The sequence below is a fragment of the Methylobacillus flagellatus KT genome, from assembly GCF_000013705.1.
Lineage (GTDB): Bacteria > Pseudomonadota > Gammaproteobacteria > Burkholderiales > Methylophilaceae > Methylobacillus > Methylobacillus flagellatus.
Genome location: NC_007947.1, coordinates 2,123,509 through 2,135,878 on the forward strand (window position 1 = coordinate 2,123,509; position 12,370 = coordinate 2,135,878).

Sequence of the window (12,370 nt, forward strand, 5' to 3'; positions counted from 1 at the left end):
TGATTAATTCAAGCTGCGCAAGGTTTCCCGCCAGGGCTTCTCCCCGAACCCTGTCATCTATGCATGCGCATCTTCAAGATTCATCAAAATAATATTCGTTATATATTTACAAATATATTGAATTAATATTTAATCCCTCCTTTGTTTCAACTACTTAGCATCGGGGAGATCAGTGTCTAATTACCTAAAACCGCTCAAGCTGGCAGTGATTGCCGCGCTAGCAGTCAATACTCAAGTCGTTTTGGCAGAAGTTACGCCTTACGCCTTGGGTGAAATCAATGTCATCACAACCAAGCAACCAGAAAATACAAGGCTCTATGACAGCACCATCACACAAGAGGATATGCGTTTATTCAACCGCGAGACAGTAGGCACGGCTTTAAATATGTTGCCTGGTATCAGCATGACTCAAGGTGGGCAGCGCAATGAACAATTGGTGCAATTGCGTGGATTTGACTTGCGTCAAGTGCCTGTATTCGTAGACGGTATTCCGGTTTATGTCACTTACGATGGCTATGTGGACCTTGGCCGTTTCAACACTTTTGACCTCTCCAAGATTCAATTATCGAAAGGGTTCAGTTCCGTTCTATACGGCCCTAATACTTTGGGCGGTGCAATCAACCTAGTTAGCCGCAAACCAACAAAGGAGTTTGAAGGCAGCATTACTGCAGGCATTAAAACTGACCGCAATCTTAAGTTCAATGGCTATGCTACCGATGTCAATATGGGCGGTAATTACGAAACATGGTATTGGCAAGCCAATACCTCATATGTGGACAATGAGCGCTCCCGTATGTCTAGCGATTACAAGCCTAATGCATATGAGGACGGTGGGGACAGGGAGCGTGCTTATAATCGGGATGGCAAAATCAACCTGAAAATCGGCTTGACCCCCAGTGAAGGTAACGAATACAGCTTGAACTATATCAATCAGCAAGGCACGAAAGGCAGCCCAGTATATGCTGGCAGAGACAGCGACAGAAGAGCCAATTACTGGGATTGGCCCAAATGGGATAAGGAGAGCTTGTACTTCATATCACGTACCACCTTTGGTAATAGCGCTTACTTGAAAGTGCGGGCTTTCTATGACAAGTTCAGAAATGTATTGGAAAGCTACGACGATGCCCGTTATGCCACGATGACTAGACCTAGTTCATTCACTAGTATTTATAACGATGACACCTATGGTGCCAGCGCCGAGCTTGGTTTCGATATTGCCAAAAGCAATACATTGAAGTTTGCTGCACATTACAAACACGACAAGCATGAAGAACACAACAAGGGAAACCCGGTTCAAACCTTTAAAGATCGCACCATTTCATTTGGTATTGAAGATACCCATCATTTCAATGAGAAACTTAGCCTGGTAACAGGCATCAGTTATGATAAACGTGACACTATTAAGGCTGAAGGATTAAACAACTCAAATCAGATTTACGATTTCCCGAATGGAGATGCTCATGCTTGGAACCCCCAAGCTGGTCTTTTCTATAAGCCAACAGAGGATAGCGACATTCACTTTACAGTCGCCAGAAAAAGCCGCTTTGCGACCATGAAGGACCGTTTTTCTGGTCGTTTCGGTCGCGCAGTGCCTAACCCTGGCTTAGACACAGAAAGGGCAACCCATTATGAACTGGGTGCCGGTGCTTTTGTGTTGCCAGAATTGAAGCTCCAAGGTGCAGTCTTCTTTATTGATACCAAAGACATGATCCAGTCTGTCAGCTTGCCAAACTCTGCTTGTTCCGCCGGTGGAGGCGAGTGCTTCCAGTTCCGCAATATTGGTAAAGTCGAAAGTCATGGCATCGAATTGAGTGCAACCTGGTTTGCGACTAATAATATTGAGCTGGGTGGTAACTACACCTTTATCAACCGTGACAACCTCAGCAATGACCAGCGCTTGACCGATGTACCTCGCCAGAAACTGTTTGCATATGGCAAATGGAAAGTAAACAGTGCATTGCAAGTGCTGGCCAGTGTCGAAGCGGCGTCATCACGTTATTCTCGTCAGAATGCCACAGTCACGGATTGGCTGTCAGCCAAAGGTTATGCCACGGGTAACATTAAGGCCATGTATGCCGTTAATACCGATTGGTTTGCCGAGGCGGGGATCAACAATATTCTCGACAAAAACTATGCATATACTGAAGGCTTCTATATGGAAGGCCGCAACATATTCGTCAACGTCACGCGCAAGTTCTAAGCAACTCATTCATTAGATAGGAAACCCATGGCCCGCTCTCTTACTATCAAGGCTGCATTGAGCTGGCCAATCCGCACTCTCATCCTCTGGCTGATGTGTTTCAGCCAGTGGTCACTGGCAGACCCGACCAAGGTCGTGGTGATGACCAGCTATCCGCAAGAAGTCGTCTCGCAATTCGAAGCAGCATTTGAGCAGCAATATCCGCAATACAAGCTGGAAGTGCTCTGGCGGCAGTCCCGCGATGCCATGGCCTATATCCAGGATACTTCTCATCGTGTCGATGTGTACTGGTCGCCCGCCCAACGCAACTTTGCACAGCTTGAAAAAATGCAGGCGTTCCAGCCGCTGAATATCGACCTCGATGGCTTGCCTGCGGCAGTCAACGGCTTTGCCTTGCGCGAAGGCAATCATATTGCCACGGAAATTGCGGGGTACGGCATCGTGAGCAACCCACAGGCGCTGGCGAGTGCCGGGTTGGCTGCACCAAGGAGCTGGACCGATCTCGCAGACCCTGCATTCAACGGCAAGATCGCATTGCCCGTGCCTTCCAAGGTAGGCTATGCTCCCCCTCTCATCGATATCCTGCTGCAGGGCTATGGCTGGCAGGATGGATGGAACCTGTTGCAGGCCATTGCCGCCAATGCCGAACTGGTGACTTCTGGTGCTACGTTCGTCAGTGATGATGTAGCCAGCGGTCGCTTGCTGGCCGGGCTTACCATCGATTTCTTCACGGCTTCGGCCATTGCGAATGGCGCCCCCTTGCAGTTTGTTTACCCGGAGCTGACCGGCTATTCCCCTGCCCATCTTGCCATCCTGAAAAATGCCGGCAACCCCGCCGGTGCTCAGGCATTCAGCCGATTCGTGCTCTCCGAGAAGGGCCAGAAGCTGCTGTTCCATCCCGATATCCGCAAGTTGCCGGTGAGGCCATCGGTCTATGCAGACAAGCCCGCAGACTACTTCAACCCTTTCGAGAACAATCCCGTGTTCGTATATGACACCCGGCGGGGACTTGCGCGCCAGGACATCATCAATGCCTTGTTTGATGCCATCATCACACGTAACCATGCCTCGCTGCAGCATGCCCTCAGCGCCATCCGGGAGGCCAGCAGGCAGCTCGGGGCAGACGCACTGAATGTGGTGAAAGCCAGGCAATTGCTGAATACCCTGCCGATTGATGAAGCTGGGGCAGAATCGATCACGTCACTGGATCCGGTCGAGGCCGATCATTGGCGGCACATCATGCATGACCGCTATGAAGAAGCTGCACGCATTGCGACAACCTATTGAGTGCAATGCGCAACGCCCTGTCATTCCCGCTCGTTTTCATTGCCCTGTTTTCCAGCCTGACCCTCGGCACCGAGCAGGCGCAGGTCATGACGAATGACATCAGCCGGGAAGCCTATACACGCGCCATCGGCCCGCTGTCTGATGAGCAGAGGCAGCAATTCCTGCAAGGCCGCAGCCTGGTCAGGCAAAGCTGGATCATTTCACCTGCCGTGGACAATGAGATTGCCGGCCTAGGGCCTTTATACAACCGTAATTCCTGCATTGCCTGTCATGCCAAGAATGGCCGGGGCTTTGCACCCGGCTCGCCTGAAGAGTCCATGCGCGCCATGCTCGTGCGCCTGAGCCTGCCGGGAAAAACACACACGGGCGCGCCCCTGCCACATCCAGCCTATGGCGACCAATTACAGGAGTTCGGCGCCCCTGGTATCGAAGCTGAAGGCCGAGCCCGCTTGCATTACGAAGATATCATCGTGGTGCTGAATGGAGGTGAGGCCATCCGCCTGCGCAAGCCAGTATTGAGCTTCAGCAGCTTAGCCTACGGCCCACTTCCTCATGACATTCAAACCTCGGCCCGCATTGCGCCTGCCATCTATGGCATGGGCCTGCTCGAGGCGATTGCGGACAACAGCTTGCTTGCATTGCAGAACACCCCCAAGCCCGGGCGGATCAAAGGGCGGGTAAACCGCGTTTGGAGCGTGGAACGACAGCAGCAGGTCATCGGGCGTTTTGGCTGGAAAGCCAATGTCGCCACGCTGCGAGAGCAAACGGCCAGCGCCTTGGCAGGAGACATGGGCTTAAGCTCGCACCTGTTCCCGCAAGGCAACTGCGCCGAGCGTCAGACAGCCTGCAGGCAAGCTCCCACCCCAGGCCATCCGGAAATTTCGACCACCCAGCTCGCACACATGGAATTCTACCAATTGGCGCTAGCCGCACCCTCCCCGCGCCGCCAAGAGGATCCCCGCGTGCAACAGGGCGCAATGCTGTTCCGCCAGGCCCAGTGTGCAGCCTGCCACCTGCCCGCAATCAAGACTGGTGAATTTCCCAGGCTGGCGCCGCTGGGCAACCTGACCATTGCCCCTTACACAGACTTGCTGTTACATGATATGGGGCCAGGGCTGGCAGACCATCGGCCTGATTTTTCCGCCAGCGGCAGCGAGTGGCGCACCCCTCCGCTCTGGGGAATCGGCCTGGCAAAAAAGGTGGAGCCGAATGCAGGCTTCCTGCACGATGGCCGTGCCAGGACGATATTGGAAGCCATCCTGTGGCATGGTGGTGAAGCGCAGGAGGCCCGCGACATGGTGCAACAGATGTCTCCCGAGGACAGGCAATCGCTGCTCGACTTCATCGAGTCGCTTTAACAAGTTCGACGCAACGCCCCTGACTAAGCGCTCTGCCGCAGTGAGTACGAGCTCGTCCAAGCGACCAGGTTTTGTCAGCGGTCCTTAATCTCCGGTATAGGCTTGCTGCGAAAGGATTATCATATGTTTGTCCGCAGATTTCTTTACACGCACTGATATCATGATCGCCATTCTCGAAGCCAAGCACGCCGGCCTGCTCTCTCGTCAATATTGGTCCCGCAACATCATGTCCGGATTGATCGTCGGCGTTGTGGCCCTTCCGCTGGCCATGGCCTTTGCGATCGCCTCCGGCGCCAAGCCTGAACAAGGGTTATATACGGCGATAGTGGCAGGCACACTCGCCTCCCTGTTCGGCGGCAGCCGGCTGCAGATTACCGGGCCGACGGGGGCATTCATCGTCATTCTCTCCGGCATTACAGCGAAATATGGCATTGCCGGCCTGCAGATCGCCACCCTGATGGCAGGCGCAATGCTGTTGCTCATGGGGCTGGCACGCATGGGAAGCGTGATTCGGTATATCCCGGAACCTGTGATCATCGGCTTTACCAGCGGAATCGCCGTCATTATTTTCGTAGGGCAGTGGCAGGATTTTTTTGGCCTTGCTCCACAAGCATCGCATCATTTTCATGAAAAGCTGTTGCACCTGGTCGAAGCGCTGCCGCAGCTGCAATGGCAGACTTCATTACTTGGCGCGTTCACGCTGGCAGTGCTGGTCCTGTCCAACCGGTACTTGAAAAAGATTCCTGGTCCCCTGGTCGCCATCGTGGCAGCCACTGTCGTGCAGTCCGTCTTCCAATTTCAGCAAGTTGCTACCATTGGCAGCGCATTCGGCGGCATTCCGCAGGCATTACCGCATTTTTCCCTCCCCGAAGGCATCGGCCCCGCTGTCATGATCGAGCTGATCGGCCCAGCGTTCACTATTGCATTGTTGGGCGCCATCGAATCACTGCTGTCAGCCGTCGTGGCGGACAATATGGCAGGAACACGCCACCAGCCGAACCAGGAGCTGATTGGACAAGGCATTGCCAATATCGCCTCGCCATTGTTTGGCGGCTTTGCCGCCACCGGCGCGCTGGCGCGTACCGCCACCAACATCCGCAACGGAGCCAACAGCCCGTTGTCCGGCATCGTACATGCCGTCACTCTGGTGTTGATCGTGGTCTTGCTGGCCCCATTGGCCGTGAATGCTCCCCTGGCGGCGCTGGCGGCCATCTTGTTCGTGGTGGCCTATAACATGAGCGAAGTCCATCGCTTCCTGCATATTGCCAGGACTGCGCCGCGGGCGGATGTCGCCGTGCTGCTGATCACTTTCCTGCTTACCGTATTCAGCGACCTGGTCATTGCCGTCAATATCGGCGTCGTACTTGCCGCACTGCTGTTCATGAAACGCATGGCGGACACGGTGAATGTGACGCAGCTGAGTGATGACGACTTGCAGCAGGAATATGGCCCGCATGCATGGCACCTGCCGCCGGGCACACTGGTATACCGCCTGGAAGGACCTTTTTTCTTTGGAGCGGCCGAGCACCTGCAGCGCCGCCTGCAAACCATAGGCGAGAACACCGACACCATCGTGCTGCGTATGGCGCGCGTGCCGATCATGGATGCTACCGGTCTGCAGGCGTTGTGGAACCTGCTGGATACATGCAAGCAACACAATATTCGACTAGTGATTGTGGAAGCCAGGCCCAATATTCTGGAGAAGCTGCGCCGCTCGGGGATTATCGGCCAGATAGGCCCGCATCATGTGCTGCCCCACCTGCACTTACTATGGCAGGAGGCACCTTCCTCGCCCTTGCCTGGTTGACACAGTCTGCGATGGTATCCAGCCCGCCCCATCCCAGGCTGTCGCTGGACATAAAAAAATTGGCGCTATCTTCATCATCTTTGTTAAGATAGCCGCCACGCTAGGGGTCCTGAAGAGCCAATCTTCTGGTGAGATATACCCTTGAACCTGAACTGGATAATGCCAGCGTAGGAAAGCGCAAAGCCACTAAGGTCCATTCTGCCTATCTGGGGCTTTTCGTCCGTTCCTGCGCGTGCCTGTCCCTAACGCGAGTGAACGCACACCATGCCTGCCTCTACTTTCCGTCCACACATCAACATGCTGGCTATCGCCTGCGTATTTTCACCGGCAGCCCAAGCCCAGGATGCCAGCAAGGCCGATCACCCATCACTACCTGAGACCGTCGTCACCTCCGCGCCTGCCGGCAGCCCGGCACGCCGCGCCAGTGTCGGCAGCTTTCCCGAAGCATCCTTGCTGGACACGCCAGCTTCCATCAACGTGATCACCCATGAGCAAATGCAGGATCGCAGCATACGCTCCGCCACTGATGCGGTGAAATGGGATGCCAGCGTACAGAACTCCTACAATGCGGTCGGGCTGGCAGACTGGTTTGCCATCCGTGGATTTGTGCTTAATCAAGGCGCCAACTACCGCAAGGATGGCATGGTGATTCTTGCGCAAGCCATGGTGCCCATGGAAAACAAGGAGCGCATCGAGATTCTCAAGGGCCTTGCAGGAATGCAGGCAGGGATTGCTTCATCAGGCGGTATAATCAACTATGTGACCAAGCGCCCTACCGACGTCCCATTGCGTTCGGCAACATTCGAAGTTCGCGAACGCGGTACGGTATACGGCGCCGTCGACCTGAGTGGCCGCTCAGAAGATGGTATCTTCGGTTATCGCATCAATGCCGCAGCGGAAGACATCAAATCTTATGTCGATGGCTCGACCGGCAACCGCAACTTCATTTCTGGGGCATTCGATTTTCACCTCAGTCCCCGGGCATTGCTGCAGCTTGATCTCGACTACCAGCACAAGTCACAGCTGACCGTGCCGGGATTTCAGCTGCTGGGGCCGGAGCAAAGAATCCCGACCGGTGTCAGTGCCAAACAAATGCTCAACGATCAATCCTGGAGCCGGCCAGTGGTGGATGATAGCTACAATATCGGGCTGAAGTTCAATTATGAGTTGAATGACCACTGGCATACCACCCTGCAGGCCAACCAATCGACCCTGCATCGCGATGATGCCGTGACCTTGCCTTCAGGCTGCCAGACGCAAGGACTGATAGTCGGTTTCTGCAGCGACGGCAGCTATTCGATGTATGACTTGCGCCGCAAGAACGACAAGCGCTCGATCACCGCCACCCAGGCTCTGCTGCAAGGCAACTTCACGACAGCCAGCGTACACCATGAGCTCATTGCCGGCCTGTCGACGCTGAACCGTCGCGATCATTTTGCCGACTATGTGTACAACTATGTGGGTGAAAGCAATATCTACGCGCCCGTCTACTATGACAACTTCCCACTTGCCGACGTCAACCCCGTGCGTTTGCGTCGTAAGGATGAAGAGCGCGCACTGTTCGTGCAGGATGTAATGTCCCTGACCAACCAGCTCAAGCTGCATGCCGGCGTGCGTTATGTACAGTTCAAGCGTGATCAGTTCAACTCATCAGGGGTGTTGACGCACCGCACGGATGACGATTTTGTCTTGCCCAACCTCGCGCTGGTTTACAAGCTGCAGCCGGAACTGGCGGTGTATGGTGCCTACTCACAAGGCCTGGAGCCAGGCGGTACGGCACCCACAGGCACGACTAACGCAGAAGTCATCATGGATCCCAACAAGTCCAGGCAAGTCGAGTTCGGCGTGAAAGCGGAAGTGACACCGAGCGTCAGTGTATCTGCCGCCGTATTCGAGATCAAGCGCAAGAATGAATATGTGGATGCCACACCCACCTACGTCGTCAATGGCACGCAGGTCAACCGTGGCCTTGAATTTGCCGCCCAAGGACGCGTCACTCGCAACTGGGCGCTGAGCGCCAGCGTCACCGCCTTGCAGGCAAGGGCCGAAGGCACGGGCGATGACCGTATCGAAGACAAACAAGCCGGCAATGTACCGAGGTTCAGGTCTGCGCTGTACAGCGAATATACCTGGCCTGGCTTGCCTGCGCTCAAGCTGAACGCGGCATGGATTTATTCAAGTAGCAAGGCCTTCGCGCCAAGCAACGAGATTGCGGCATTGAACAGAAAAGTGGAGGGCTACCATGTCCTGAACCTGGGCGGCGCCTATACTACCAAGCTCGGCAATACAGCAACCACCTTCCGCTTTGGCGTAGACAACGTATTCAACAAGTTCTATTGGGGAGATGCGTCCAGCGCATTCGGCGGCTACCTGATTCCCGGTGCACCGCGCATCTTCCGCCTGTCCGCGCAAATCGATTTCTAACCCGCGCAGCAGATTGTTCCTTGGAGCAGCATCTCTAGGAGCATGCGGTTCATGTCAATCCAACCTGTTGCAGAAAAATAGTTGCGACGTGATGGCGGCCAGAGCTACCGTCAACGGTGCCCCGAGCCGGGCCGCCATCACCCACACTGCTCCACAGGCTCCAGATCCTGCAACTCCTCATCCGTGAACAACCGGGAATGGATGAGGAAATGCTTCCCTGTCGCCTGCTCCAGTGAAAACATGCCACCGTGACCGGCAATGGCATCCAGCGTCAAATGTGTATGCTGCCAATATTCAAACTGGGTCTTGTTCATGTAGAACGGCACACCATGCACCGTTCCCACCTTGACATCTGATGCCCCCAGCAAGAACTCTCCCTCCTGCAGGCACATGGGTGCACTGCCTTCACAGCAGCCACCTGACTGATGGAACATCAAGCTGCCATGCCTGGCCTTCAACTCATCGATCAATGCGGCTGCCGCTGGGGTGGCCACTATCCGGCTCGCGCTCATATTCATCCTCCAGACCAAGAGATGCAGAAAGAAAAACGCCTGGGTTAGACCAGCCAACCCAGGCGTCCATTCCCTTAACCTCGGGCTATCCTAGAAAAAGCCCAATGCATTGGGGCTGTAACTGACCAGGAGATTCTTGGTTTGCTGGTAATGATCCAGCATCATGCGGTGGTTCTCGCGGCCAATGCCGGACTGCTTATAACCGCCGAATGCAGCGTGCGCTGGATACAAGTGGTAGCAATTGGTCCAGACGCGGCCGGCCTGGATCCCGCGACCAACACGGTAAGCACGGCTGCCGTCACGGGTCCATAAACCTGCACCCAGGCCGTACATGGTGTCATTGGCGATTTCCAGCGCTTCCTTCTCGTCCTTGAAAGTCGTAACAGACAAAACCGGCCCGAAGATTTCTTCCTGGAAAATGCGCATCTTGTTGTGGCCCTTGAACACGGTTGGCTCGATATAGTAGCCTTCGCTCAGGTCGCCTGGCAGCTTGGTTGCATTTCCGCCGGTCAGCAACTGTGCGCCCTCTTCCAGTCCCAACTTGATATAGGACATGATGATCTCTACCTGCTCGCTGGAAGCCTGCGCCCCGATCATTGTGGACTTGTCCAGTGGACTGCCCTGTTTGATCGCCTTGACACGCTTGATCGCACGCTCGATGAACTGTTCGTAGATGGACTCCTGGATCAGTGCACGGCTAGGACAGGTGCAGATTTCGCCTTGGTTCAATGCGAACAGGGTAAAACCTTCCAGTGCCTTATCGAAATAGGCATCGTCCTTATCCATCACATCTTCAAAGAAGATATTGGGAGACTTGCCGCCAAGCTCGAGTGTCACCGGAATCAAGTTCTGGCTCGCGTATTGCATGATCAGTCGGCCAACGGAGGTGGAGCCGGTGAAGGCAATCTTGGCGATACGCGGACTGGTTGCAAGCGCCTTTCCCGCCTCGACGCCATGGCCATTCACCACATTCAGCACGCCGGGAGGCAATAGATCGCCTATCAGCTCCATGACAACCAAAATCGACGCCGGCGTCTGCTCAGCAGGTTTCATGACGATACAATTGCCCGCAGCCAGCGCTGGGGCCAGCTTCCATGCTGCCATCAAAATAGGGAAGTTCCATGGAATGATCTGGCCGACCACACCCAGCGGCTCATGGAAGTGATAAGCCACAGTCTCATGATCGATTTCGCTGATACCGCCTTCCTGGGTACGGATGCAACTAGCGAAATAACGGAAATGGTCGATCGCCAGCGGAATGTCGGCAGCCATGGTTTCACGGATGGGCTTTCCGTTATCGATGGTCTCCGCAATCGCGATAGTTTCCAGGTTGGCTTCCATCACATCGGCAATCTTGAGGAGGATATTGGCACGTCCGGTCCCTGAAGTCCTGGCCCAGGCCTCCTTGGCCGCATGTGCGGCATCCAAGGCCAGGTTGATATCCTTTTCATTCGATCGCGGCACCTGGCAGAATACCTTGCCAGTCACCGGGCTGATGTTGTCGAAGTACTCGCCATCCACCGGCGCAACCCATTGCCCTCCAATATAATTGTCATACTTATTTTTGTACGGAACCTTAATACCTAGGCCTTTCAAGCTATCCAGACTCATTACTACACTCCTCCACGAGTTATTAACGATTGCACAGGACTGCCACGATCTGATGTCGGAATACAACATCCCGCGCCTACGTTTCGTTAATATACTACCTAGTCTAGTTTTTGTCTTACATTGAGCCTGTTTTTTGAAGGAAAAACGGAAAAATCCCCGTACCGTGCAGTTTCACCTGGCTACCTGAACTGAAAGGATCAAGTGTTGGCAAAATGGATATCGTTGAGCAACAAATACTGACGCTCTAAAGTGAAAAGCCAGTTACTCACTTCTGGAATAACTGGCTTAATGGATTGTTGTTGGTCGGGACGGTGTGATTCGAACACACGACCCCTTGCACCCCATGCAAGTACGCTACCAGGCTGCGCTACGCCCCGAACCTTCGTTTCCGGCAGGCCAGAAACAAGAAAGAGATTATATCGAAAATACTCACTTTAGCACAGTGAGAAACCGCATTTTTGTTAACGCTGCCCCAGCAAATTCAGGACTTCGCGCAGTTCTGAGCGCAATGCAGCGAGATCGATGCCCGATATTGCCCCTTTTTCAGTCGCTGCACCGGACTGGGCATTTCCACCCAGACCCTCGCTGGATTCCAGCTCGCGATTCAGCCCGCCAGCACCAGCCTCATCCAGGCGATTGCGCGCGCCGCTGATCGTGAAGCCCTGTTCATAAAGCAACTCGCGTATACGCCTGATGAGCAGCACCTCATGGTGTTGGTAATACCGGCGATTGCCGCGGCGCTTGACTGGCTTGAGCTGGGTGAATTCCTGCTCCCAGTAGCGCAACACATGAGGCTTGACCCCGCACAGCTCGCTGACTTCACCAATGGTGAAATAACGCTTGGCAGGAATCGGCGGGAGCTGAACCTTAGGTGCTTGCTCCGGCATATGCCTCCTCTACCTTGCTCTTGAGTTTCTGGCTGGCATGGAAAGTCACGACTCGGCGGGCAGTAATGGGGATCTCTTCGCCGGTCTTGGGGTTGCGGCCTGGCCGCTCGGATTTCTGACGCAACTCGAAATTACCGAAACCAGAAAGTTTGACACTGTCTCCAGCCTCCAGCGCCATGCGGATTTCCTCGAAGAATGCTTCCACCATATCTTTGGCTTCGCGCTTATTCAACCCTACCTGTTCAAACAGTAAATCAGCCAAATCAGCTTTAGTTAATGTCATG

General features: G+C 54.4%; 9 protein-coding genes, 1 tRNA gene and 1 riboswitch. Of the genes, 5 read left to right on the top strand and 5 right to left on the bottom strand.

The genetic code is table 11. The annotated features are described in order from the left end of the window. Window positions 1-172: 172 nt before the first annotated feature. The 5 genes from MFLA_RS10155 (at window position 173) to MFLA_RS10175 (ending at window position 9,076) form a co-directional block, all read left to right on the top strand. Entirely contained in the window at window positions 173-2,200 is a 2,028-nt protein-coding gene (locus MFLA_RS10155; RefSeq protein WP_011480210.1) for a TonB-dependent receptor plug domain-containing protein, read from the top strand. A 27-nt stretch (window positions 2,201-2,227) separates the two neighbouring features. Next, window positions 2,228-3,487 carry an ABC transporter substrate-binding protein gene (locus MFLA_RS10160; protein ID WP_011480211.1) on the top strand — a complete coding sequence of 420 codons (1,260 nt, stop codon included), beginning with the start codon at window positions 2,228-2,230 and terminating at the stop codon, window positions 3,485-3,487. Window positions 3,488-3,492: 5 nt separating this feature from the next. Then, window positions 3,493-4,845, top strand: coding sequence for a di-heme oxidoredictase family protein (locus tag MFLA_RS10165; protein ID WP_011480212.1), 1,353 nt, complete (start codon window positions 3,493-3,495; stop codon window positions 4,843-4,845). A 160-nt stretch (window positions 4,846-5,005) separates the two neighbouring features. Further along, window positions 5,006-6,652: a SulP family inorganic anion transporter gene (locus MFLA_RS10170; RefSeq protein ID WP_048811960.1), complete on the top strand. Its 1,647-nt coding sequence runs from the start codon at window positions 5,006-5,008 to the stop codon at window positions 6,650-6,652. 92 nt (window positions 6,653-6,744) lie between these two features. Beyond that, window positions 6,745-6,843: riboswitch (TPP riboswitch) on the top strand. A gap of 73 nt (window positions 6,844-6,916) precedes the next feature. Then, entirely contained in the window at window positions 6,917-9,076 is a 2,160-nt protein-coding gene (locus tag MFLA_RS10175; RefSeq protein ID WP_011480214.1) for a TonB-dependent siderophore receptor, read from the top strand. A 137-nt stretch (window positions 9,077-9,213) separates the two neighbouring features. On the opposite strand, the gene MFLA_RS10180 is transcribed toward MFLA_RS10175, so the two are convergent. From MFLA_RS10180 to MFLA_RS10200, 5 genes are all read right to left on the bottom strand, one after another. Then, complete coding sequence (locus tag MFLA_RS10180) at window positions 9,214-9,588, bottom strand: DUF779 domain-containing protein (protein ID WP_011480215.1); 375 nt, start codon at window positions 9,586-9,588, stop codon at window positions 9,214-9,216. 90 nt (window positions 9,589-9,678) lie between these two features. Continuing rightward, window positions 9,679-11,199, bottom strand: a complete 1,521-nt coding sequence (gene adh / locus MFLA_RS10185) for an aldehyde dehydrogenase (protein ID WP_011480216.1) — start codon at window positions 11,197-11,199, stop codon at window positions 9,679-9,681. A 300-nt stretch (window positions 11,200-11,499) separates the two neighbouring features. Then, a tRNA-Pro gene (locus MFLA_RS10190) sits at window positions 11,500-11,576 on the bottom strand. A gap of 84 nt (window positions 11,577-11,660) precedes the next feature. After that, the gene (locus MFLA_RS10195) at window positions 11,661-12,086 is read right to left on the bottom strand and encodes a MerR family transcriptional regulator (RefSeq protein WP_011480217.1); all 426 of its coding nucleotides are present in this window, start codon (window positions 12,084-12,086) and stop codon (window positions 11,661-11,663) included. Further along, window positions 12,067-12,369 carry an integration host factor subunit alpha gene (locus tag MFLA_RS10200; RefSeq protein ID WP_011480218.1) on the bottom strand — a complete coding sequence of 101 codons (303 nt, stop codon included), beginning with the start codon at window positions 12,367-12,369 and terminating at the stop codon, window positions 12,067-12,069. Before MFLA_RS10200 ends, MFLA_RS10195 begins: the two co-directional genes overlap by 20 nt. Window position 12,370: the final 1 nt, after the last annotated feature.